This is a genomic window from Actinomadura sp. NPDC048955, assembly GCF_040649435.1.
GTDB lineage: Bacteria > Actinomycetota > Actinomycetes > Streptosporangiales > Streptosporangiaceae > Spirillospora > Spirillospora luteofluorescens.
Genome location: NZ_JBEZJI010000005.1, coordinates 259,145 through 282,763, shown reverse-complemented (window position 1 = coordinate 282,763; position 23,619 = coordinate 259,145). Strand labels below are relative to the sequence as shown.

Genomic DNA, 23,619 nt, shown 5'->3' with positions numbered 1-23,619 from the left:
CGTTCCTGGAGATCATCGGGGAGGGCTCATGACCGCCTACCACGTCCGGCGCACCCTTCCGCTGCGGGTCGACGCCGCGTGCGGACGCCCCGGAGCGAACGCATCCTCAACGGGCCAACCATGTTCCCTGCGCGCCAGATTGGTGCATGGCCGGCCCCCGGGACCGGGAATGACCCAGGCGACCCGCTCGTGGAAATATCGCTCGCCCGGCCCTAAAATCGAACATATGATCGAGTGAGCGAGAAGGACCCTCTTCGAGCAGGGACCGGCCCGGGGCCCCCGCCGGGCCGGCCGGACCTTCGACGTAAGGCGGACATGCCGATGGCGTTCTCCCCCGAGGTGCTCCCCGCCGCCGTCCAGGCGATCAGCAGCGCCTCCTCCCGCCAGCACCCCGTCGTCCTGATCACTTGTGCCCCCGACGGGTCGCCCCGGGCCTGCGTGCCGGACTGGGGCGAACTGCGCGTCCTCGACGACCGGCGCCTGCGCGTGGCGGTCTGGCCGTCCGGCCCCACCGCGGCCGACCTGGACCGCGGCACGCCCGTCCTGCTGATCGTCACCGCCCTGTCCGACGTCTACCTGGTCCAGGCCGCGGCCCGCCGGCTGGAGAACGCCGCCATGGTGTGGGCCCACTACGAACTCACGATCACCTCGGCGCGCCTGGCCGACCGCGGCACCGCGCCGCGCCTGCCCTCCGCGCGGGACGCCGAGGACACCACGGAGTACCTGGCGCAAGGCCCCCCGAGACGGGCCAGGGCCCACCGCCGGCACCCCGGCCAGCGCTCCCCCTGGGCCCGCCCATCGGAGCCCGAAGTAAAGACCGACCACCGCCGCACCGAACGCGCCCGCCCCTGACCGAACGACGACCGGCACCCGCCGCCGCTAGTCCGCGGCGGGTCGCCACACCAGTCGCGGCGTTCTCCTGTCGAAAGGGAGGCGCTTGGGCATACCGGGTGGGAGCACAAGAGAGAGGACGTCGAACACTCGCTCCACGGCGGCCTCGTCGTACGCGCCGTAGTCGTCCGTCGCCTGGAGCCAGGCGCCTCCGCCGGGCAGCGCTACCACGCGGGCGAAGGCGCCGGAGTCCTCCAGCCGTCCGACGCCGCCGAGGCGCTCGACCAGTTCCCCCGGGCAGACCGTCACCCACGAGTAGCCGCGCAGGAGGCTCCGCCCCTGCCGCACGGAATCGCTCAGCAGGCCGCGGCGCAGCGCGCGGTCGAGTGCGGTCTTCCCCTGCTTGCCGTCATCGGCCAGATGGCCGAAGGACGGGTCCACGGACCGCGCCGTGTCGAGCAGCACCCCGCACCAGCGCGCGGCGACGTCGGGCCGCCGGAGGTCGCCCTCCTCTCCCCGCAGCAGGGAGACCGCCCGCAGCTGGACCCATCCGGGCTCGTCCTCGTCCGACGTCACATGGAGGAAGAGCCCGTGCGCGCCGTCGGCGACCGCGACACCCTTCGCGTCCAGCTCGATCACCTTGAACGTGACGTCCAGCGGACGGCCGCCCAGTTCGCCCAGCGTCTGATCGTGCGCCTCGGACGAGTACGGACGGGACCGGATGTCGCCGGGACGGGAGCGCGACGTGACCCGGTAGGAGCCCCACCGGCCGTTCGGCGAACCGATCGAAGCGCCGGAGTCGGAATAAAAGGCGTCCGAGAGAGGAAGCCTCTGCCGCCGCAGGAGCTCCCAGGAGTCGGGAGCGAGCCTGGCGGCCTGGGACAGCCAGCCCGCCGCGATCTCGGCGAACCTCCCGTCCTCCGGCACTTCCACATCTAGGAGGGCCTCGAAATACGGCACCGCGTTCTCTCCGTCGACGTTCTCGATCAGCCGGGCCTGCGGCGTGCGCAGATCACGATCACGCTACAGCAGGCATCCCAATTGCGGGAACATGCAGCGCGGCATCGACGGGACCGGTACCCGCGGAGCCGGAACGCCAGGGACGCCTGGGACGATGGGCACGGGCCCGCCACCGCAGGGCGGTCCCGCCATCGCCGCCACGATGCAGGGGTTCGGCGCGGGCTGCGGGACTTCCTGCTCCTGCTCCTGCTCCTGCGGCTGCCGCTTCGGTTTCGGCTGGTAGGCGTAGTACCGGAGCCCCTCTTCCTCCCCGTCGTCGGCACCCGACCAGGTGCGCATCACTTCACCCCGCGTGGATATCGACGTGCCGCTCTCCAGTCCGAATCCGCGTTCCACCTGCCGGTCGTCGCCTCTTTTCTGCAGCTTCTTTTGGAGTTCAGTGATATAGCGACGCAACTGGATCGGGCCGAGTTCCTTGTTCGATATCCATTCACCGTTGATCTTCGTGTTACCGCCGCGCGCCTTCACCTCCCACACGTAGACGGCGTCGTCGGTCCACAGGATGATGTCGGCGTATCCCGTTCCGCCGCTCCCGTCGCGCGCGCCGCCGGGGATCTTGTTGAACCGTTTGGCGATGGTGATGCGGCCGGTGATGCCCATCTCCTTCATGCGCTTCTTGATGAGCCCGACCGTGTCGCGGACGACGATGTCGTGGTCGCGGGTGGTCTCCCGCCGTTCCCTGTCGATGTTCTCGGCCTGCGACCGCGCGTAGTCCGCCATGCAGCTCGGGGGCGATCCGGGATCGCAGGGATGCTGCCCGTCGGGGTCGCTCAACGTCACCGGCGAGTTGCCGGCGTAGGCGTACCCGTTCATCTGCTGCGGGTCGGCGAGGTCCATGATCGGGTCGACGCTGAGGAACCGTCCGGTCTCGGAGTCGTACTCGCGCACGCCCAGGTGGGTGAGGCCCGTCGGATCCCGCACCCCGCCGACGAATCCGCGCTCGCCCGGCCAGGTCGCGTCCTCGGGGAACGCCCGGAGGTCTCCGAAGGGGGTGAAGCGGCGGACGGTGGACGTCCTGTCGGCGGCGTTCACGGCGACCTGCGATGTGCCCTGGTGGTCCCCGGCCAGGAAGTTCAGCGAGGCGGGCGTCCGGACGGCCACGGTCTGGTCGTTGTGGGTGTAGTAGCGGGTGCCGGCGGATGCGGCAGCGCCGCCGGTGAGCCGGAGTTCGGTCCCCGGCAGGTAGAGGGTGGCGCCGCCGGTCTCGCGGCGCATCAGGCGGTTCCCCTCGGCGTCGTAGACGAACTCGGTGACGGCCGCCCCCTCGGTGACCTTCGCCAGCCTGCCCTCGGTGTCCCAGTCGAGCGTCTGGGTCTGCGCGCCGCGGGCCCGCCGCGTGGTGCCGCCCGCCGCGTCGTACTCGAACGCGTCGGTCCGGGCGCCCGCCCCGCCCGTCTGGACCACCCGGTCGAGCTGGTTCCCCTTGCCGGGGTCGGCGTAGGTGTAGGTGCGGAGGGTGTCCGCCCCGCCGGCGAGCCCGTGCCGGGTCTCGGTCTTGCGGTTGCCCGCCTTGTCGTAGGTGAGCGTCTGCCAGTAGGGGGCGGGCCCGCCGACGGCGCCGGCCGCCGGGGTCGCCGAGCAGTCCGCGTCCGGCTCCGTCCACGCCTCGGTGAGCCGCCGCAGGTAGTCGTACTGGAAGCACTGGTTGTCGGTTCCAGCGCTGGACGCGTCGCTGATCGACAGGATGTTGCCGGAGTCGTCGTAGCGGTAGGAGGCGTTCCGGTCGTCACCGGTGACGCCCTCCCGGTAGGTGCGCGAGGACTTCAGCCGCTGGGTGCCCGCCTCCCATTCGTAGGCGCTCCAGACCCGCTTGCCGGACTCGCCCAGCTCGACGAGCTTCTGCTGGCCGATCGGCGTGTACTCGGTGAGCCCGACATAGGTGCCGAGGTCGCTGGTGAGCCGGGTGGCGTTCTGGTCGTCGTCGTAGGTGCGCCTGAGGGTCTCGGCGGGAAGGCCGCCGGCGGCGGGAAGCCCCTCCTCCTTAACGGTTCCGTCGAGGTTGTAGCTCTTGGTGAAGGTGTAGGAGCCCGCCAGCGCGCCTTCGGCGGCGGGGACGGTGTAGGTCGTCGACTCGGCCCGTCCGAGCGGATCGTAGGAGGACGTGGTGGTGGTGTAGTCGCCGCGTTCGCCGTGCCTGGTCGCGGCGGCCGGAAGGCCCTTCCCGCGCGTGGCGGTGTCGTAGGTCCACGAGGCGAGGCGGGCTCCGGTGGCCGAGTCCGCGCGGACCTCGGTCTTGCGGCCGAGCCCGTCATAGCCGAAGTGGACGGTCCTGTCGCGGGCGTCGGTGCTGGTGACGAGGTTGCCGGCGTCGTCGTAGGTCCGGGTGGTCGTCCCCTTCGACGGGTCGCTGATCTTGACTTTGCGTCCGAGCAGGTCGTACTCGTCGGTCCACATGTTGCCGGACGGGTCGGTCACCTTCGTCACGCGTCCGGCGCCGTCGTAGGCGTACGTCGTGGCGTCGTAACCGCCGGTCGGCGCCGGGCCCGAGTACTGGCGGCGCTCCACGACGCGGCCGCGGGCGTCGGTGATCTCGGCGGTCGGCGTGCCGCCGGCGGGCGGATCGACCGCCTTCCAGTTCCCGCCGTAGGTGGTCGTCGTCCGCCACCGCTCCTGCCCGGAGCCGCTCCCGGTCACGAAGCGCTCCAGGGTCGTGCGGCCGAGGCCGTCATAGGAGAACAGCGTCTGCGTCGCCACGTCGCCGGGACTGTCCACGCCGAACAGGTCGGTGGAGGGAGCGCCCGCGGCCGGATAGGCCGAGTACTTCTTGGCGACCTTGCCGCGGTCGTCGTAGAAGGTGTCGGAGACGAGCCGCCCCCCGGCCCGCGGCTCCTGCGTCTGCCTGGACCGCAGCCAGCCGTCGAACAGCTCCGTCGACGTCCGCTGCCCGCCGGCCGCGGTCAGGGAGCGGGTGGTCACCGCGACGATCCGGCCGTCGGTGATCTGGTAGTCGAACTTCAGGCTCGGCGGCTGCTGGTCGTTCTTCGGGCGGTTGGGCAGCCACACCGTGTCGAGGCGGCCGAACGCGTCGCGGGTGAGCGTCGTGCGCAGGTTGTTGGCGTTGTCGACCTTGGCGGTGGGCTCACCCCAGGCCGGGTCCAGCTCCTCCGTCGTCGTCAGCGCCGTGGCCGCGTTCCCGGGGACGGCGGGAGGCGTGGTCTTCGTCGTCTTCGTCGTGAGGCCCGCGGTGTCGGTGTAGCGGGTGGTGGTCGTCTGGCCGAGCGCGTTCGACTCGGTGAGCGTGCGGCCGAAGGCGTCGTAGGTGCTCTTCTTGTCGGTGACGTACCGGGCGGTGGATCCGTCATAGCCCGCGACCTTCTCGGTGAGGGTCACGTCACCTCTGGTCGGCGGGGCCTGGAAGGCACCGTTGTCGTAGAAGGTGCGTTCGTCCGACACGACATGCTTGGGCCGTTCAGGGGTCGTGGCGCACGCGACCGAGACGGTCTCGACCCTCGCCTTGTACGAGACCATCCACTTGTCGACGTTGTCGGCGTACTCGGTCCGGGTGCACTTGTCGTCAGAGGCGATGCTCACGTCGCCGAGGTCGTCCACCTGCTTGACCCGGCCGACCTTGGACAGGTCGGTCTCGTAGACGCTCGCGGTCTTGGTCTGGCGCCAGGCGCCGCCGTCCAGCGCGGTCCAGGTCCGGGAGTTGTCGATCAGGACGGCGTTGGCGGTGACAGTCCCCCACGACCGCTCCCGGATCGCCGTCTGGTGCCGCCACGGGACGTTCACGGCCTTCTGGTGCACCGAGCCGCCGGGAGCGAGGTAGTCGACCGTCTTCAGGGTGAAGCCGTCGAGCCCCTCCGCGTCGGTGTGGACACCGCCTTCCCCGTCGGGGACGGTGACGGTCTTGGCGCCCCCGTCCGGGCCGGCGCGGTCGCCGTGCATCCCGCGCAAATAGTAGGTGTCGGTCTGGGCCGTCGGCGCGCCGGCGGCACCCGAGGTCACCCGGACCTGGCCGTAGCCGCGCCACTGAGACCAGGTCTTGTACTTCTCCCTGGTCAGGCCGTCGTCATCGTCGTAGTGCCAGGCGGCCCCTCCGAGGTAGCCGTACTCCGTCGCCATGTCCGGGGAACGGCCGGTGCGGTCCTTCTGCACGATCGATGTCACGACGTACTTGTGGAACCAGTCGGTGATCGGCGTGCTCGATCCCGGCGCGTGCCAGACGGTCGGGAAGCAGCGCCGGGTGTTGCTCTCCGGGGTGGGCGGCGCCGCCCGGGTGCAGTCGGCGCCCGAGTAGGCGACGTCCAACTCGCCGCCGACCTCGTCGAAGATCTTGCTGACGCGGTACCGCGTGTAGGGCGGGAGCCCGTCTCCGGCCTGGTCGAGCCGGTTGGCCTTCGCCACATGGTTGAACGTGACCTTGGGAAGGGCGATCTTCTCGGCGCCCTGCGGGCCGGCCAGGCCAGTGTGCTGGATCCCTTCGAGCAGCAGGTCGCGCTCGTCGGTCTCCGCGCCCCACCGGTGGGCGAGGGTCCAGGAGGCGACGTCGCGGTACGGCCATCCGGACCCCCGGTTGACCTGCGTGGTGATCTTGGTGAGGCGCTTGCGCGACCAGAACGTGGGCGAGGTGGAACCGTGCCCGTCCTTGCACTCGGTGCCGGCCTCGCAGTTCATGTCCCAGGGCACGTCCGGCCACTGGGCCGGGTTGGCGGAGATCTTCGCGGGGTCGCAGTCGAACGAGGCGTCGGGGATGCAGCGCTCGGACGTCTCGAACAGGACCCGCGCGGGCGGGGCTCCGGCGAAGACGTTGGCGCCGCGCAGCCCGTACTCGACGGACTTCAGGTAGCCGCCGCGGGTGTAGGGGGTGGCGTCGGCCGGTCTGAGGTTGCGGGCGTAGTGGTTGGTCTCCTTGTCGTACAGGTAGATGGCGGCGTTGTCGTCCGGGTCGACGATCATGTCCAGGTTCCAGCGCCACGCCTGCTGGCACCAGGATTCGGCGAACCCGGAGTCCTTGTGGCAGGGCTCGCCGGCGTCGTCGCCGAACACCGGCACCGTCCAGGCCGAATTGGTCTCCGGGCCGCCCGAGCCGTAGCCGGGCAGGTGGTTGCGGCCGAAGAAGTACTGGGTGCCGTCGGTGGTGGTGACCTTCCAGTACTCGCCCTCGTGGTCGCCGTTGCCGGTGTCGGACGAGGCGAGCCGCTCGAACCGCGTCCCGTCGTCGTTCTTGAGCCGCCAACTCCCGTCGGCCGCCTTGATCAGCTCGCCGCCCTTGCCGTTCCAGGTGACGGTGGCGTTCTCGTAGCCCCAGCACAGGTCCCCGGGGGTGTTGCCCTGCGCGTCCTTGGGCGCGCCGTCGTCGGCGCACGACTTGTAGCGCTGCTCGATGAACCCCGGCCAGAAGTCGAAGCCCTCACCGGCCCACGAGGGCTGGCTGTTGGTGTTGACGGTCCGGCCGTCCACGCTCTGCGCCGAGTAGGACAGGGTGACGCCGGGGGTGAGGCCCCCGGGCACCGGAGGCGTCTTGACGGGGTAGGACCAGGTGAAGTCGCCGGTGCTCCCGGATGCCGTCCACGTGGCGGAGGGCTCCAGTTTCGTGGCCGTGTAGTCGCCCTGCGATCCCTCCGGCGCGGCGACCGCGGCGAGCACGGTGGGGGCCGCCTGGCCGCTCGCGTCGGCGGTGTCCACGTCCGCGGCGAGAGTCCGTTTCTCGCCGTCGTTGGCCGTGGGAACGGGGACGGACGTCCGGCACTCCGGCCTGGCGGGGGTCGTCAGGGCACAGGCGGGCAGCCGGGCGAGGCGGAGCCGGGTGCCGTAGGAACCGCCGAACGCCTGGGCGAACGAGGAGTAGTCCAGGCGAACCCCGACCCGTCCCGAGGCTCCCTGGTCCGCCGGGGCCAGAGTGAACATCAGGCCGTCGACGCCCGCCCGGCCCGCCGCCCGGCGGTCCAGCACCGTGACGTCCACCGGCCCTTCCAGCGCGGGCCGTGCCGCCGCGCCCTCGGCCGCCGGGCCGGGGGCCGCGAGCGCGACCGGCAGCCCCTTCGCCCGCTCCAGGCCCTCGGCCGAACCGGAACGCGCGGCCTGACGGCCCGGCGCCTTCACCACGGCCGTCCCCGGCCGCGGCCAGGCGGCCCTGGCAGTCCGCGCCGCTCCGGCGGCGGGGTCCGGGGTCCGGGGGCGGACCTTCAGGTTCTTCCCGTCGACCGTGCGCGTGCGGTCGGCGACCTCGGGACGGCCCGACCGCCGGGGGTCGGCCTGCGCGGCGGGGGCCGTGGCGAATCCCGCCGCTAGCACCACCGTCATGCCGATCGCCACGATCCGCAGCGGCCGTCCGGTCCGCAACGCCTTGCGCCCGCCCATGCGAGTCACCTGCCCCTTCCAAGGCAGGCGGCCGGCTCGGCCGAGCCGCCTGCGGTGTCCCGGGCGCCGGTGGCACGACGAGGACTTCGCCGCGTCGTGGGTCCACCGGTCGCCGACGCCCTCGACGATGCGGTCGCCGACGAAGGTGATCAAGACCCGCGGACGATCGCGGACGGCCCCGCCGGACGGAGCGGCAGGTCACTCACAAGATCAAGTCCGCGTCCGGACAGCGCGCCAACCGGAACGCGGAACCGGGCGTCCGCGCGCGAAAAGATCAAGGAACTCACCCGGAAAAGAGGGTGCTGACCCTAATGACAGAATCGGTCAATACCGATCTTGTCCGCGCGGTGGGCGGATGTGATGATCACGCCGACGAGACCTCGACCTCCACGGAGAGGCCCCGATGCTCCCTGCGCCCTGGCTCCCGACCGCGTGGCTCCGGACGAGACGACTCCCGGCGACACGGCTCCCCTCAGCACCGATCCCTGCCGCACCGCGGGTGAGGCACCCGAGCGGGCGCGGCCTCGTCCGGCGGCCGTTCGCCCTCCTTTCCGCGGCGGCCGCCCTGACCGCCGCGCTCACCGGAGCGCCGGCCGCGACCGCCGACACCGACCCGCCCCCGGGCGAGCCGGGCACCGCAACCGCCGACCCGCTGCCGGCGTGGCAGACCAACGGCACCGTCTGGACGGTCGCCATCGTCGGCGGCACCGTCTACGCCGGCGGCTCCTTCACCGCGATCCGCCCGCCCGGCACCGCCCCCGGAGACCCCGCCGAGATCCCCCGCGGCGGCCTGGCCGCCTTCGACGCCGCCACCGGTGAACCGCTCCCGTGGAACCCCCTCGTGGAGGCCAACCCCGGCAACGAGGCCACCGTCGAGGACCTGGAGCCCTCCCCCGACGGCCGGACCCTCTACGTCGGCGGCCGGTTCACCAAGATCAACGGCTTGTCCAGGCCCCGGATCGGGTCGTTCTCTCTGCCCGGCGGGGCCCTCACCGGGTTCCGGCACGAGATGGAGTCGGCCGTCGAGACCCTTGCCGCGACCGGCTCCACCGTCTACGCCGGCGGCTCCTTCACCACCGTCGACGGCGTCCCCCGCGCCCGCCTGGCCGCCTTCGCCGCCTCCGACGGATCGCTCACCGCGTGGGCACCCGCGGCCGACCGCCGCGTCATGTCCATGATCGTCTCGCCGGACGGGTCGCGGGTCGTCATCGGCGGGAAGTTCAACACGCTCAACGGCAACCCGCCGCACGGCCTCGGCGCCGTCCGCACCGACGCCACCGGCACCAGCGCCCCCTGGCAGACCGGCCTGGAGTACGTCAGCGACTCGCGCCAGTCCTGGGCCACCGACATGGTCGCGGACGGTGACACCGTCTACGTCGGCGCCGCCGGGACCGGAACCTTCGACGGCCGCCTGGCCGTCGACCCCGACGGCGGCGCCCTGCGCTGGATCGACAACTGCCTGGGCGGCACCGAGACCGTCTCGCTGCTGGAGGGCGTCCTCTACAGCGGCTCCCACGCCCACGACTGCTCCACCCAGCCGGGCGGTTTCCCGTCCCTCAACGGCAGCCACCAGCGGTTGCTCGCCGAGCCGGCCCGACCTGACCCCGCTCAGTACGACACCCCGCCGATCCTGCACTGGTTCCCCGACACCGACGGCGGCGCCGGCACCGACAACCAGGGTCCGCGCGCGATGGACAACGACGGCCGGTACCTGTGGGCCGGCGGGGACTTCACGACCGTCAACGGCCGGTCCCAACAGGGGCTCACCCGCTTCGGCACCCTCGCCGTCCAGGCCGACACCACGCCGCCCCAGCCGCTCGCCGCTCCCACCGTGGCCCCGCCCGCCGGGAGCAGCGGCGCCCTGACGGTCACCTGGACCCAGACCTGGGATCGCGACAACCGGCGGCTCACCTACCGGGTGGTCCGGGACGGCACCACCGTCGTCCACACCCTCGACTCGGCGTCCGCGTTCTGGGACCTGGCGAAACTCACCTACACCGACACCGGTCTGGCGCCCGGCAGCGCCCACACCTACACGGTCCGGGCCACGGACCATTTCGGCAACACCACCGAGTCGCCTCCCGCCGGTCCGGTCCAGGCCGGGCTTGCGCCGAGCGGCGGAGAGGCTCAGCGGTGACACGACTCCGTACGCGACGGCAGGCGGCGGCCGGCCTCGCCGCTCTGCTCCTGTGGGCGCTCGCGGCGCCCGCGGGCGCCGACACCGCTCCGCCCGCCGGAACGCCCGCGACGATCGCAGCCGACGACCTGCCGACCTGGCAGACCGACGGGGTGGTGTGGTCGGTCGCGACGGTCGGCGGCGTGGTCTACGCCGGCGGGAACTTCGACCACATCCGTCCCCCCGGCACCTCGCCCGGCGACCCCGGCGAGCTGCCGCGCCACAACCTGGCCGCCTTCGACGTCGCCACGGGCGAGCCCCTGCCGTGGGCGCCCGTCGTGGAGGGCACCCCCTTCACCAGTACCACCCGGCAGAACGACTGCGACGACCTCGGCGGCGACCGCTGGGTCTGCGACGCGGTCTGGGAGATCCGGCCGTCCCCGGACGGCGCGCGGCTCTACGTCGGGGGCGACTTCACCAAGATCGACAATCAGCGCCGGGGGAAGATCGCCTCGTTCGACGCGTCCACCGGAGCCCTCGACGGCTTCCAGCACGAGCTCAACAGCCGGGTCAAGGCCCTGGCGGTGACCGGCACCACCGTCTACGCCGGCGGGTACTTCACCACGGTCGACGGCGCCTCCCGGCAGCGCCTCGCCGCCTTCACCGCCGCCGACGGCACCCTGACCGGCTGGGCGCCCACCGCGGACCGTGGCGTCCACGCCATGGTCCTCTCGCCCGACGGCAGCCGCGTCATCATCGGCGGCGACTTCAACAACCTGAACGGAAACCCGCCTCACGGCCTGGGCGCCGTCTACGCCGCCACCGGGGCCAGCGCGCCCTGGGCCACCGGGGTCGACCACATCGACGACGCCCGCCGCTCCTGGGTGACCGACCTGGTGACCGATGACGAGGCCGTCTACGCCTCGGCCGACGGAGAGAGCACCTTCGACGGGCGGCTGGCCCTCGACCCGGGCGACGGGACCCTCCGCTGGATCGACGGATGCCGGGGCGCCACCCAGGCCGTCAGCATCATGGACGGGATCCTCTACAGCGGCTCCCACGCCCACGACTGCTCCACCCAGCCCGGCGGGTTCCCCGAGATCGTCCCCGATCTGCCCTACCAGCGGCTGCTCGCCGAGCCCACCCATCCCGACCCCGCCCAGTACGACACCCCGCCCATCCTGCACTGGTTCCCCAACACCAACGGCGGCCCCACCACCTACAACCAGGGCCCCCGCGCCATGGACAACGACGGCCGCTACCTCTGGGTCGGCGGGGACTTCACCACCGTCAACGGACGATCCCAGCAGGGGCTCACCCGTTACGGCTCCCTGGCCGTCACCAAGGACGCCAACCCCTCCGAGCCCGTCCACAAACCGACCGTCACCAAGCCGGACGGCACCACCGGCCAGCTGGCGGTCACCTGGACCGAGACCTGGGACCGCGACAACGAGAAGCTCACCTACCAGGTCGTCCGCGACGACAACACCGTCGTCCACACCATCGAGTCGACGTCCAGGTTCTGGGATCTGAAGACCCACGTCTACACCGACACCGGGCTGGCCCCCGGCAGCGGCCACACCTATTCCATCCGCGCGATCGACCCCTTCGACAACCGCTACCGCTCGGCCAGGAGCGAGCCCGTCCAAGCCGGTTGAGAGGACGTCCCCAACGCGGCGGCAGGGCGACGTGCTCTGCCGCCGGGTCAGGTGAGGTTGGAGGTTCGGGACTCCCAGTAGGGGGCGCGGAGCTGGCGTTTCAGGGTCTTGCCCGAGGGGTTGCGGGGGATCTCGGAGAGCCGGTCGAAGCCCCGGGGGGTCTTGTAGGCGGCCAGGTGCTCCCGGCAGAAGGCGCGCAGGTCGTCGTCCGTGGCTGCGCCGTCCGGCGCCAGGACGATGGCGGCGTGGACGGACTCGCCCCATTCGTCGGACGGGACGCCGAACACGGCCGCGTCGGCCACCGCCGGGTGGGCGGTGAGGACGGCCTCGATCTCGGCCGGGTAGATGTTCATCCCGCCCGAAATGATCATGTCGGTGCGGCGGTCGCAGATGTAGTAGAAGCCCTCCTCGTCCCGGTAGGCGATGTCGCCGACGGTCAGCCAGTCGCCGCGGCTGGCGTCCTGGAACTTGCCCTCGGCCTTGTAGTAGGCGTTGAAGGTGCCGGTGCCGCGCACGTAGAGGTCGCCGGGCACGTGCGGCTCCTCGACGGGGCCGCCGTCCTCGCCGAACAGCGCGATCTCGACGCCGGGGGCGGCGCGGCCGCAGCTTCCGGGCTTGCGCATCTGGTCCTCGGGGCGCAGGACGGTGTCCACGCCGAGCTCGGTGGAGCCGTACACCTCGAACAGGGAGCCGTCGCCGATCCGGTCGACGTACCGGCGCTTGAGCTCGAAGGGCCACGGGGCGGCGTTGGCGATGACGCGCCGCAGGGACGACAGGTCCCGGCGGCGGATCGTCTCCTCCGGCAGGTCCACCACGCGGCGGATCGGGGTCGGCGCCGAGAAGGTGGTGGTGACCCGGTGCCGTTCGACCAGGTCCAGCCAGCGTTCGGGGTCGAAGTCGCGCATCACGACCACGGTCCCGCCCATGAGCTGGACGATGAGCATGAAGCTCATCGGGCCCGAGTGGTAGAGCGGGCCGGTCGTGAGGTAGACGTCGCCGGGTTCGAAGCCGATCTCGCCGACCAGCCCGAGGACCAGCGCAGGGTCGTGCTCGCCCCGCACGACGCCCTTGGGCTTGCCGGTCGTCCCGGAGGTGTAGAACATCGAGGTGCCGGCCGCCGGGTCGGCGCCGCGGGCGACGGGCTCGGTCTCGGGGCTCCGTTCGGCCAGGGCGTCGAGCGAGGAGGCCCAGTCCGGCGCCGCGGGGCCCCAGGCGAGCCAGGCGCGGACGCCGGCCGCCTGCTTCCGGGCCGCTTCGAGCTGGGGAGCCTGCTCGGCGTCGAACACCACGAGCGCGGCGTCGGCGTTCTCGACGACGTAGGCGGTCTCCTCCGGCGTGAGGCGGTAGTTCAGCGGGACGCCGACGGCCCCGCACTTGCGCAGGGCGGAGATCAGCGCGACGACCTCGGTGCTGTTGCGGCCGCACCACACGACCTTGGTGCCGGCCCGGACGCCGTGCTCGACCAGGAGGTTGGCGTACCGGTTCACCAGCGCGTTGAACTCGGGGTAGGTCAGGCGCCGCTCGTCCTCGACGACCGCGAGCTTCGCGGGGGCGCCGGCGGCCATCGCCGCGAGCGGGTCTTCGGCGGACATGGTGATCGACCTCCTGCGGGGGTTCACATGGGCCGGTGCGCCAGGGCGCGCTCCAGCCGTTCCTGGGCGCGGGCGGCCTGCCGGGCGCGGTAGGCGATCGGCATGTAGCGGACGCGTTCGGGCAGCAGCGGCGCGCCCCGCCCGATGACCTGCCCGGCCAGGCGGAGCCTGCGCTCGTCCGCGGCGGTCCACCGCAGGCCGAGCTTGTCGCGCGCCTCCGCCGGGAGGGTGCCGATCGTGATCAGCCGTCCGAGCCGTCCGGCGGCCATGCTCAGGGGGGCGACGGCCGGACGCAGCGGGCCGGGCACGCCCGGCGGCACCCGGTCCATCTGCGCGAGCACCTCGTGCGCGACCTTGTGAGGGACGAGGGTGTTGGCCACCATGTCGTCAAAATAGGCCCAGTAGTCGGGGATTGTCTCCGGCAGCATCCGCTCGGGGACTTGCAGGATCCTCCCGAGCTGGAGGAACTCGTCGAATATCCGCTGCTCCTCCTCCGGCGTCAGCGGGGCCGGCGCGAAGTACCTGGCCGCGGTGACGGCGGCGTAGAAGCCGGTGAGGTGGACCCACGCCCACGGCCCGGCCGACAGCGCGTGGTGGCGCCGGCCCTCCTCGTCGACGGCGCTGAGCGGCTTGTGCATCTCGCGCAGCCGCCGTCCCTCCTCGATGGCGGTGCGCCCGCCGTAGACCCAGGTCTGCACCGAGGCGAAGCTGCGCGCGGCGCGGCCGAGCGGGTCGGTGCGGAAGCTCGACAACCGGTCGACCACGGTGCCGATCGCCGGGTGCATCACCTGGAGGATGAACACGCCGTTGCCCGCGATCGCCGACGTGTAGAGCCCCATCTGCTCCCACAGCAGCGAGCCGGGCCCGAACGGCGCCGGCTCGCCGCGGCGCTCCCGCCCGGCCGGCGGGCTCGCGGGCGTCCCCTCGGTCACCGTCATCGGCGCGACCTCCTGACGAAACGACTCCTGTAAGCTAAACGCGAATAAGCAGTCGCTTACAAGTCGCGTTTCGGAGGGAACCGCCGGTGGCGCGCTCACCTGGGCTTTCGCCGCGCAGAACCCCCTCCCAGGACCGCTCGCGCCGCACCGTCGAGCGGATCCTGGAGGCCGCCACTCGCGTTCTGTCCGAGCGCGGGTACGACGGCGCCTCCACCAACCGGATCGCCAAGGCCGCGGGCGTCGGCAATGGGTCGCTGTACCAGTACTTCCCCAACAAGGACGCGATCGTCATCGCGGTGCTGGACCGCTTTGCCGACCGCCTCGCCGACCGGCTCGGCGAGGAGATCGATGCCACGATGCGCCTGCCGTGGCAGGAGGCCGGGCGCGCCCTGCTGGACGTCCAGATCCGGCTGTTCGAGGAGAACGCCGACCTGCTGCGCATCGTCGTCGAGCAGGTGCCGCGGCTCGGGCCGTTCGACAAGCTCGCGGCCCTGCAGCGGCGGCTGACCGACCTGGTGCGCGTCTACCTCCTGCTCAACCGCGCGGAGTTCCGCGACGACCTCGACATCGACGCCACGCTGTGGGTCATCACCGAGACCGTCGGCCTGCTGTCCATCAAGTACGTCCTGGACCGGCCGCCCATCCCGCACGAGCGGATGGTGGACGAGCTGGCCGCCCTCGTCATCGGCCACATCCGCGGCTGACCCGGCGGTTGCGGACGTCCTCGCAGGGCAGGGCACGTCTGTGAGTACGAGCGCACTGGTCGTCATCGACATGCTGAACCCGTACGACCACCGGGACGCGGACGCGCTGATCGAGAGCGTCGAGGAGGTGGTGGACCCGCTGCGCCGCCTGCTGGACGACGCCAGGCGGCGCGACGACGTGCGCGTCCTCTACGTCAACGACAACTACGGCGACTTCTCGGCCGACCGGAAGGACATCATCGACCGCGCCCTGAACGGGCGGCGGCCCGATCTCGTCGAGCCCGTCGTCCCGGCGCCCGGCTGCGGGTTCATGTCCAAGGTGAGGCACAGCGCGTTCTACGGCACCGCCCTGGAGTACCTGCTGTCCCGCGAGAAGGTGGAGCGGGTCGTCCTCACCGGCCAGGTCACCGAGCAGTGCGTCCTTTACAGCGCGCTGGACGCCTACGTCCGGCACTTCCGGCTCACGGTGGTCCGGGACGCGGTCGCGCACATCGACGCCGGGCTCGGGGACGCGGCGCTGCGCATGATGGAGTCGAACATGCGCGCCGAGATCGTCGACGCCGGGCGGTGTTTCTGAGAGGGGACGCCCCGCGGCGCGGGCGGGACGCCCCCTGACCTTCAGCGCACGTCGACGAAGTCGTCGGGGGACTTCTGCCGGTCGAAGTTGCTCGTGCCGGGGAAGTAGGCGCGCCAGTAACCGTCGCGCGCCGCCGTGAACGCCTTGCGGTAACGGCCGTCGCGGGCGGTCTTCGCGGTTCCCATGTAGGTCCAGGAAGTGGAGCCCTTGGGAAGGAAATAGACGCGGATCGCCTTGCCCGGATAGGCCGTGTATCCGGTGCCGATGTCGTTGAGCCGCTTCAGGCGGCCGGACACGGTGATCGGACGGCCCCTGAGCACGGGTTCGGGCGCCGCGTTGTGACTCTGGACGACCGTGTCGTACTTCTCGTACCAGTAGTCCTCACGGCTGCCCAGCGCCTTGCCCCTGCGGTCATAGGCGATGACCCGGACGCGCCATTTCCCCAGGTCGTCGACCTGGTTGGGGCAACCGACGCCCCAGCCGACCTGGTATCCGGGCAGGACCTTCTTGTAGACGAGCGGCGACGGGGCCCGCCCGTTGGGATCGATCAGATAGGCCTTGGAATAGGCGACCGAGGAGCCTTCGGTGCCCCACACCCACACGTCCATGGCGCAGGCCTTGTTGTAATCCCCCTTTCCTACGGAGAGGTGCTTCGGCACCTTGATGTGGAACTGCAGCGACTCGGCTTCGGCAGCGGTGGCGCCGCCGGCGAGCACGCCGGCGGCCAGTCCCAGCGCGAGGGCGCCGGAAACGATTCTGGGAGGCATCGGCGTACCGTCCTGTCTAGGTTCGACAGAAACGATCATGCCAGTTCTCCGGCCTCCGCCCGACTGGTTCGGTGCGTCAGCAGGAGTGGTCGGAGGGGCGGCCGGGCGGGCCGCGAACGGCGCGTTCCAGGGTCTTGCGGGACGGCGGTCGGATGGTTACGGTGCACTCGGGTTTTATAGGAAAGTTTCCTATCAGATCAGCGCGACCGACTCGGGGTTCGGGGGATTCCCGCTCGTCCACGTCTCCTACCCGGGAGTGACATTGCGAAGAAGAAGGCTTCTCCCCGGTTTCCTGCTCACCGCCCTCTGCTCCCTCCTGCTCGCCCTGCTCGTCCCCGTGCAGGCCGGCGCCGCCGCCTCGGTGACGGCGACCTTCGCCAAGGCCTCCGACTGGGGCTCGGGGTACGAGGGCAGGTACACGATCAAGAACGACACCGCCTCGGCCGTCACCGGCTGGAAGGTGGAGTTCGACCTGCCGTCCGGCTCGTCGGTCGGGACCTACTGGGACGCGCTGCTCACCAAGTCGGGGCAGCACGCCGCGTTCGCCAACCGCGAGTACAACGGGAGCGTCGCCGCAGGCGCCAGCGTCACGTTCGGCTTCATCGTCAACGGGACCGGGGCGCCGCAGAACTGCACGGTCAACGGCGCCTCCTGCACGGGCGGCGACACTCCCCCGCCCGGCACGCCCTCCGCACCTGGGGCGCCGACCGTCACCGCCAAGACCGACACGTCGCTGACGCTGTCGTGGCCGGCCTCGACCGGAACCGTCACCGGCTACCGCGTCTACGAGGGCACGACGGTCAAGGCCACCGCGACCGGGACCGGCGCCACCGTCAGCGGGCTGACCGCCTGCTCCGACCACACCTACACGGTGAGGGCGTACAACACCGCCGGCGAGTCGGCGGCAAGCGGCCCGGTCACGGCCACCACGACCGGCTGCACGGAGCCGCCGCCCGCGAGCCGGCGCGCCGCGCCCTACCTGTACATGGGCTGGGGCGACCCGCCGAGCCCGTCCACCGTCATGAGCGCGTCCGGGATCAAGTGGTTCACGATGGCGTTCATCCTGTCCAGCGGCGGCTGCAACCCCGGGTGGGACGGGCAGCGCCCGCTCAAGGGCGGCGTGGACGAGCAGGCGATCTCGCAGATCCGCGCGGCCGGCGGTGACGTGCTGCCGTCCGTCGGCGGCTGGTCGGGCAACAAGCTCGGCCCGAACTGCTCCACGCCCGAGGCGCTGGCCGGCGCGTACCAGAAGGTCATCGACGCCTATGGGCTCAAGGCCATCGACATCGACATCGAGAACAGCGACGAGTTCGAGAACGCGGCCGTCCAGGACCGCGTCCTCGGCGCCCTGAAGATCCTCAAGCAGAACGACCCGGGCCTGCAGACGATCCTGACGTTCGGCACGACCACCACCGGGCCGAACTACTGGGGCAAGCGGCTCATCGACCAGGCCGCGGCGCTGCAGGCGAACGTGGACGTGTTCACGATCATGCCGTTCGACTTCGGCGGCGGCGCGGACATGTACGGCAGCACCGTCAACGCGTCCGAGGGCCTCAAGACCGCGCTGAAGTCGGCGTTCGGGTGGTCGGACGCCACCGCCTACACCCACATGGGGATCTCCGGCATGAACGGCCTGTCCGACCAGCAGGAGCTCACCTCGACCGCGACCTGGACGAAGATCCGCGACTGGGCGAAGTCCAAGGGCCTGGCCAGGCTGGCGTTCTGGTCGGTCAACCGGGACCGGCCCTGCCCGGGCGGCGGCGTCGCCGAGAACTGCAGCGGCACCGACCAGCAGCCCTGGGAGTTCACCAAGATCACGGCAGGTTTCTGACCGGCCCGGCCGCGGCCCGCGTCCCGGCTCGGGGGCGCGGGCCGCGCCCGCATCCGGCCCGCCCGGCTAGACTTGCCTCATTTGTTGTCTTAAACGATTCGCGTTTGCAAGGGAAGGTTCGGCGCCATGACCGCGTCCCAGACCCCGTCCACCGCCGAGGAGCTGCGCGGGGCAGGCCTGCGGGTGACGGCCGCCCGCGTGGCCCTGCTGGACACCGTCCGGGCCGGCGACCACCTCGGCGTCGAGGCGCTGGCCGCGGGCGTGCGCGACCGCGTGGGCCACATCTCCCTCCAGGCGGTGTACGAGGCGCTCCACGCGCTCACCGCGGCGGGGCTCGTCCGCCGGATCGAACCGGCCGGGAGCCCGGCCCGGTTCGAGGGGCGCGTCGGCGACAACCACCACCACCTGGTGTGCCGGAACTGCGGCGCGATCAAGGACGTCGACTGCGCCGTGGGGCACCCGCCCTGCCTGGACCCGGTCGACGACGCCGGGTACCTCGTCGACGAGGCCGACGTCACCTTCTGGGGCCTGTGCCCGGCGTGCCGGACGGACGCCGGCTGACCCCCGGCCCCGGCACTCCCCCGTGACGGCGTCCGGGCCGGTCGCCGAAGCGGCCGGCCCGGACGTCCCGGACGTTCTCGATCAGGTGAGGTCGTACCGGTCGAGGTTCATCACCTTGTCCCACGCGGCGACGAAGTCGTGGACGAACTTCTCGCCCGCGTCGTCGCTCGCGTAGACCTCGGTGACGGCGCGCAGCTCGGAGTTCGCGCCGAACACGAGGTCGGCCCGGCTCCCGGTCCACTTGAGCGCCCCCGAGGCGTCGCGCCCCTCGAAGGCCTCCGAGGTCATCGGGTCCTCGCCCGTCCCCTTCCACACCGTGCCCATGTCGAGCAGGTTCACGAAGAAGTCCGTGGTGAGCGCCCCGGGCCGGTCGGTGAGGACGCCGAGGGACGACCCGTCGTAGTTCGCCCCGATGACGCGCAGGCCGCCGACGAGGACCGTCATCTCCGGCGCGGTCAGCGTGAGCAGGTTCGCCCTGTCGACCAGGAGGAACTCGCCCGGCAGGACGTTGCCCTTCTGGAGGAAGTTGCGGAACCCGTCGTGCGTCGGCTCCATCACCTCGAAGGACTCGACGTCGGTCTCCTCCTGGGAGGCGTCGGTCCGCCCCGGCGTGAAGGGCACCTCGACGTCGTACCCGGCGGCCTTGGCGGCCTGCTCGACCCCGGCGCAGCCGCCGAGCACGATCAGGTCCGCGATGGAGATGCGCTTGCCGCCGGTCTGCTCTGCGTTGAACGCCTCCTGCACCTGCTCCAGGGTGCGCAGCACGCCGCGCAGCGCGTCGGGGTTGTTGACCTCCCAGCTGCGCTGCGGCTCCAGCCGGATGCGGGCGCCGTTGGCTCCGCCGCGCTTGTCGGTGCCGCGGAACGAGGCTGCCGACGCCCACGCGGTGGTGACGAGCTGGGCGACCGACAGGCCGGAGTCCAGCAGGCGGCGCTTGAGCTCCGCGACGTCCTGCGCGCCGACGAGCTCGTGGTCCACCGCCGGGACCGGGTCCTGCCACACCAGCGACTCGGACGGGATCTCGGGGCCGAGGTAGCGCGAGACCGGGCCCATGTCGCGGTGGGTCAGCTTGAACCAGGCGCGGGCGAACGCGTCGGCGAACTCGTCCGGGTTCTCCATGAAGCGCCGCGAGATCGGCTCGTAGATCGGGTCGAAGCGCAGCGACAGGTCGGTCGTCAGCATCATCGGCTGCCGGTTGAGCGTGCCGTCCTCGGGGTCCGGAACGGTGTTGGCCCCCGCGCCGTCCTTCGGCCGCCACTGGTTCGCCCCGGCGGGGCTCTCGGTCAGTTCCCACTCGTACCCGAAGAGCACCTCGAAGAAGGTGTTGTCCCAGGTGGTCGGGGTGGGCGTCCAGGTGACCTCAAGGCCGCTGGTGTAGGAGTCGCGGCCCTTGCCGGTGCCGTGCGTGCCCTTCCAGCCGAGGCCCATGTCCTCCAGCGGGGCGGCCTCGGGCTCGGCGCCGATGCTGTCGGCCGGCGCCGCGCCGTGCGTCTTGCCGAAGGTGTGGCCGCCGGCGATCAGCGCGACGGTCTCCTCGTCGTTCATCGCCATGCGGCCGAACGTCTCGCGGATGTCGCGCGCCGCGGCGACCGGGTCCGGGTTGCCGTTCGGGCCCTCCGGGTTGACGTAGATGAGGCCCATCTGCACCGCGGCCAGGGGCTTCTCCAGCTCACGCTCGCCGCTGTAGCGCTCGTCGTCCAGCCAGGCGGTCTCGGGCCCCCAGAAGACGTCCTCCTCGGCCTCCCAGGCGTCCCGGCGGCCCCCGGCGAAGCCGAAGGTCTTCAGGCCCATCGTCTCCAGGGCGACGTTGCCGGCCAGGATCATCAGGTCGGCCCAGGAGATCTTGCGGCCGTACTTCTTCTTGACCGGCCAGAGCACGCGGCGGGCCTTGTCGAGGCTCGCGTTGTCCGGCCAGCTGTTGAGGGGCGCGAAGCGCTGCTGGCCGGCGCCGGCGCCGCCGCGGCCGTCGCTGACGCGGTAGGTGCCCGCGCTGTGCCACGCCATACGGATGATCAGCGGCCCGTAGTTGCCGAAGTCGGCGGGCCACCAGTCCTGCGAGTCCGTGAGGACGTGCGCGATGTCCTGCTTCACCGCGGTGAGGTCGAGGCTCTCGAACGCCTCGGCGTAGTTGAAGTCCTCGCCCAGCGGGTTGGCCAGGGGCGGGTTCTTGGCGAGCAGCTTCAGGTTGAGCCGTTCCGGCCACCAGCCGCGGTTGCCGCCACCCTGGGTCGGGTGGGGAGCGCGGTCGTGCGCGACCGGGCAGCCGCCGCCGGCGGCGGTTTCGTTGTTCTCAGACATGTGATTCCTTCCAGGGCGACCGTGGGTGAATCAGGAACTGTGGGCGGTTGAGCAGGCGGGACAGAGGCCCCAGTAGACGACCTCTGCCTCGTCGATCAGGTAGCCGCGGTCGTCGGAGGCCGTCAGGCAGGGCGCCTCGCCCTCGGCGCAGTCGACGTCGGCGATGGCCCCGCACGAGCGGCAGACGACGTGGTGGTGGTTGTCCCCGGTCCGCGACTCGTAGCGGGCCACGGAGCCGGACGGCTGGATGCGCCGCAGCAGGCCCGCCGCCGTCAGCGCGCGCAGCGAGTCGTAGACCGCCTGGTGGGACACCTTCGGAAGATCCCCGCGCACGGCGCCGATGACCGACTCGGTGTCGGCGTGCGGGTGCGCGTGGACGGCGCTCAGCACCGCCAGCCGCGGGCGGGTCACGCGCAGGGCGGCCGCACGCAGCATCGCGTGGAAGTCCAAGGAGCTGGCCACGTCCCCAGACTGTCCCATTTTCTGGAATCAGTCAAGATATTGAATAGACCATGTTCAGGAAGATCGATTCTTTGCCCGCGCGCGACCGGGGGGTGGGGACCCTCGTGAGCCTAGATCGCGCGGTGCGTCCGGTCATCTGGCGATGTTCGCCGTCGATCGCCGCCTCTTCCGGCGAGAGTTGCCGATTTCGAAGATCGCCGCAGCTGGTTCGGGTCGCGAGCTGGGGTGATGGCCGGACGGCGGAACGGCGCCCGGACAGGGGTCTTGCCGACGTCCCGGGCGCTGGCTACCTTGACCCTAAATAGATAGGAAACCTTCCTGTCTAATACGTGAACGATCTCGGGGTTCGGGGGAATCCGCCAGCCTTCCCAAGCGATGGAGTGAGCCCTTGCGCCCCCGCTCTGCCCTCGGCGTCCTCGCCGCACTGCTCCTCGTCCTCGCCCTCGCGCCCGGCGCGCACGCCGCCGGAACCGCGGCCGCGACCTTCACCAAGCCCTCCGACTGGGGCTCGGGATGGGAGGGACGTTTCACGCTCACCAACGGCACCGACACCGCGATCAACGGGTGGCGGGTCGAGTTCGACCTGCCGTCCGGGACGTCCGTCGGGTCCTACTGGGACGCGCTGCTGACGAAGAACGGCCAGCGCAGCACGTTCCAGAACCGCGAGTACAACGCCGTCGTCCCGCCCGGAGGGACCGTCACGTTCGGGTTCCTCGGGAACGGTCCCGGAAGCCCGCAGAGCTGCACGTTCAACGGCAGGCCCTGCGAGGGCGGGCCGACCGATCCCCCGGGCGGGCTCGGCGCACCCGGCACGCCCACCGTCACCGGACGGACCGACACCTCGCTGACGCTGGCCTGGCAGGCGGGCAGCGGGACGCCCGCCGGGTACCGCGTCTACGAGGGCTCGGACCTGAAGGCGACGGTCCCCGGAACCTCCGCCACGGTCGCCGGGCTCGCGAAATGCTCGACGCACGGCTACACGGTCAAGGCCTACGACGACAAGGGCGAGTCGCCCGCGAGCGCGGCGGTCACCGGGACGACCAGCGGGTGCGCGACCGGGCCGCTGCCCAAGCACTTCCTGACCGGCTACTGGCACGACTTCGTCAACCCGGCGCAGGAGCTCAAGCTCTCCCAGGTCCCGGACCAGTACGACCTGGTCGCCGTGGCCTTCGGCGAGGCGACCGCCCGGTCCGGCGAGGTCTCGTTCCGCGTCGACCCCGAGCTGTCCACGGCCCTCGGCGGCTACACCGACGCGCAGTTCAAGGCCGACATCGCCGGACTGCACGCCAAGGGCAAGAAGGTCATCCTGTCGGTCGGCGGCGAGAAGGGCGCCATCCGGGTCGCGGACGGCGCCTCCGCGCAGCTGTTCGCCGACTCGGTGTCGGGGCTGATGACCCGGTACGGGTTCGACGGCGTCGACATCGACCTGGAGAACGGCCTCAACCCGACCTACATGGAGCAGGCGCTGCGGGCGCTGCGCGCCAAGGCCGGCGCCGACCTGATCATCACGATGGCGCCGCAGACGCTCGACATGCAGTCGACCGGCGGGTCGTACTTCCAGCTCGCGCTGAAGATCAAGGACATCCTCACCGTCGTCCACATGCAGTACTACAACTCGGGCGCGATGCTCGGCTGCGACCAGAAGGTGTACGGGCAGGGCACGGTCGACTTCATGACCGCGCTGGCCTGCATCCAGCTGGAGAACGGGCTGCGCCCCGACCAGGTGTCGCTCGGGCTCCCGGCCGGGCCGGGCGCGGCGGGCGGCGGCGTCGTGGCGCCCTCGGTCGTGAACAACGCGCTGGACTGCCTCGCCAAGGGGACCGGCTGCGGCACGTTCAAGCCGTCGCGCACCTACCCCGACATCCGCGGCGCGATGACGTGGTCCGTCAACTGGGACGTCACCAACGGCGGCGGCTTCGCCGGGACCGTCGGCCCGCACCTGGACACCCTGCCGTAGGGAG

The 23,619-nt window shown here is 71.5% G+C and carries 15 protein-coding genes; 8 read left to right on the top strand and 7 right to left on the bottom strand.

Going from position 1 to position 23,619, the window contains the following annotated elements:
• The first annotated feature begins 315 nt into the window (after positions 1-315).
• Complete coding sequence (locus tag AB0C84_RS08215) at positions 316-852, top strand: hypothetical protein (RefSeq protein ID WP_361062668.1); 537 nt, start codon at positions 316-318, stop codon at positions 850-852.
• Positions 853-879: 27 nt separating this feature from the next.
• On the opposite strand, the gene AB0C84_RS08210 is transcribed toward AB0C84_RS08215, so the two are convergent.
• Positions 880-1,791 (bottom strand): hypothetical protein, encoded by a 912-nt coding sequence (locus AB0C84_RS08210; RefSeq protein ID WP_361062665.1) that lies wholly within the window; start codon positions 1,789-1,791, stop codon positions 880-882.
• Between the two features lie 63 nt (positions 1,792-1,854).
• Complete coding sequence (locus AB0C84_RS08205; RefSeq protein ID WP_361062662.1) at positions 1,855-8,307, bottom strand: RHS repeat-associated core domain-containing protein; 6,453 nt, start codon at positions 8,305-8,307, stop codon at positions 1,855-1,857.
• Positions 8,308-8,653: 346 nt separating this feature from the next.
• Here AB0C84_RS08205 and AB0C84_RS08200 point away from each other — a divergent pair, with 346 nt between their 5' ends.
• Positions 8,654-10,291, top strand: a complete 1,638-nt coding sequence (locus AB0C84_RS08200) for a hypothetical protein (protein WP_361062659.1) — start codon at positions 8,654-8,656, stop codon at positions 10,289-10,291.
• Complete coding sequence (locus AB0C84_RS08195; protein WP_361062656.1) at positions 10,288-11,928, top strand: hypothetical protein; 1,641 nt, start codon at positions 10,288-10,290, stop codon at positions 11,926-11,928. The genes AB0C84_RS08200 and AB0C84_RS08195 overlap by 4 nt, the downstream gene beginning before the upstream one ends.
• A 47-nt stretch (positions 11,929-11,975) precedes the next feature.
• On the opposite strand, the gene AB0C84_RS08190 is transcribed toward AB0C84_RS08195, so the two are convergent.
• Together AB0C84_RS08190 and AB0C84_RS08185 are read right to left on the bottom strand one after the other, a co-directional pair.
• Positions 11,976-13,520, bottom strand: a complete 1,545-nt coding sequence (locus AB0C84_RS08190) for an AMP-binding protein (RefSeq protein ID WP_361062653.1) — start codon at positions 13,518-13,520, stop codon at positions 11,976-11,978.
• 23 nt (positions 13,521-13,543) lie between these two features.
• On the bottom strand, positions 13,544-14,458 hold the full coding sequence (locus tag AB0C84_RS08185) for an oxygenase MpaB family protein (protein ID WP_361062651.1): 915 nt from the start codon (positions 14,456-14,458) through the stop codon (positions 13,544-13,546).
• Between the two features lie 86 nt (positions 14,459-14,544).
• On the opposite strand from AB0C84_RS08185, the gene AB0C84_RS08180 reads away from it, so the two are divergent.
• Complete coding sequence (locus AB0C84_RS08180) at positions 14,545-15,162, top strand: TetR/AcrR family transcriptional regulator (RefSeq protein ID WP_361062648.1); 618 nt, start codon at positions 14,545-14,547, stop codon at positions 15,160-15,162.
• A gap of 40 nt (positions 15,163-15,202) precedes the next feature.
• The gene (locus tag AB0C84_RS08175; RefSeq protein ID WP_361062645.1) at positions 15,203-15,739 is read left to right on the top strand and encodes an isochorismatase family cysteine hydrolase; all 537 of its coding nucleotides are present in this window, start codon (positions 15,203-15,205) and stop codon (positions 15,737-15,739) included.
• Positions 15,740-15,780: 41 nt separating this feature from the next.
• On the opposite strand, the gene AB0C84_RS08170 is transcribed toward AB0C84_RS08175, so the two are convergent.
• Positions 15,781-16,506 (bottom strand): hypothetical protein, encoded by a 726-nt coding sequence (locus AB0C84_RS08170; RefSeq protein WP_361062642.1) that lies wholly within the window; start codon positions 16,504-16,506, stop codon positions 15,781-15,783.
• Between the two features lie 262 nt (positions 16,507-16,768).
• Here AB0C84_RS08170 and AB0C84_RS08165 point away from each other — a divergent pair, with 262 nt between their 5' ends.
• Together AB0C84_RS08165 and AB0C84_RS08160 are read left to right on the top strand one after the other, a co-directional pair.
• Positions 16,769-18,337, top strand: coding sequence for a cellulose binding domain-containing protein (locus AB0C84_RS08165; protein WP_361062639.1), 1,569 nt, complete (start codon positions 16,769-16,771; stop codon positions 18,335-18,337).
• A 126-nt stretch (positions 18,338-18,463) separates the two neighbouring features.
• Positions 18,464-18,898 (top strand): Fur family transcriptional regulator, encoded by a 435-nt coding sequence (locus AB0C84_RS08160; RefSeq protein WP_179846796.1) that lies wholly within the window; start codon positions 18,464-18,466, stop codon positions 18,896-18,898.
• A gap of 81 nt (positions 18,899-18,979) precedes the next feature.
• Here the strand turns inward: AB0C84_RS08160 and katG are convergent, their stop codons facing one another.
• Both katG and AB0C84_RS08150 read right to left on the bottom strand, forming a co-directional pair.
• Complete coding sequence (gene katG / locus AB0C84_RS08155) at positions 18,980-21,196, bottom strand: catalase/peroxidase HPI (RefSeq protein WP_361062635.1); 2,217 nt, start codon at positions 21,194-21,196, stop codon at positions 18,980-18,982.
• Positions 21,197-21,226: 30 nt separating this feature from the next.
• On the bottom strand, positions 21,227-21,631 hold the full coding sequence (locus AB0C84_RS08150) for a Fur family transcriptional regulator (protein WP_218907114.1): 405 nt from the start codon (positions 21,629-21,631) through the stop codon (positions 21,227-21,229).
• A 415-nt stretch (positions 21,632-22,046) separates the two neighbouring features.
• On the opposite strand from AB0C84_RS08150, the gene AB0C84_RS08145 reads away from it, so the two are divergent.
• Positions 22,047-23,615 carry a cellulose binding domain-containing protein gene (locus AB0C84_RS08145; protein WP_361062632.1) on the top strand — a complete coding sequence of 523 codons (1,569 nt, stop codon included), beginning with the start codon at positions 22,047-22,049 and terminating at the stop codon, positions 23,613-23,615.
• Positions 23,616-23,619 lie beyond the last annotated feature (4 nt).

What these genes read in the sequence shown, in the direction of transcription:
- AB0C84_RS08215 (WP_361062668.1), top strand. Translation starts at nt 316, where the DNA reads ATGCCGATGGCGTTCTCCCCCGAGGTGCTCCCCGCCGCCGTCCAGGCG.
- AB0C84_RS08150 (WP_218907114.1), bottom strand. Translation starts at nt 21,631, where the DNA reads ATGCTGCGTGCGGCCGCCCTGCGCGTGACCCGCCCGCGGCTGGCGGTG.
- AB0C84_RS08185 (WP_361062651.1), bottom strand. Translation starts at nt 14,458, where the DNA reads ATGACGGTGACCGAGGGGACGCCCGCGAGCCCGCCGGCCGGGCGGGAG.
- AB0C84_RS08170 (WP_361062642.1), bottom strand. Translation starts at nt 16,506, where the DNA reads ATGCCTCCCAGAATCGTTTCCGGCGCCCTCGCGCTGGGACTGGCCGCC.
- AB0C84_RS08190 (WP_361062653.1), bottom strand. Translation starts at nt 13,520, where the DNA reads ATGTCCGCCGAAGACCCGCTCGCGGCGATGGCCGCCGGCGCCCCCGCG.
- AB0C84_RS08160 (WP_179846796.1), top strand. Translation starts at nt 18,464, where the DNA reads ATGACCGCGTCCCAGACCCCGTCCACCGCCGAGGAGCTGCGCGGGGCA.
- katG (WP_361062635.1), bottom strand. Translation starts at nt 21,196, where the DNA reads ATGTCTGAGAACAACGAAACCGCCGCCGGCGGCGGCTGCCCGGTCGCG.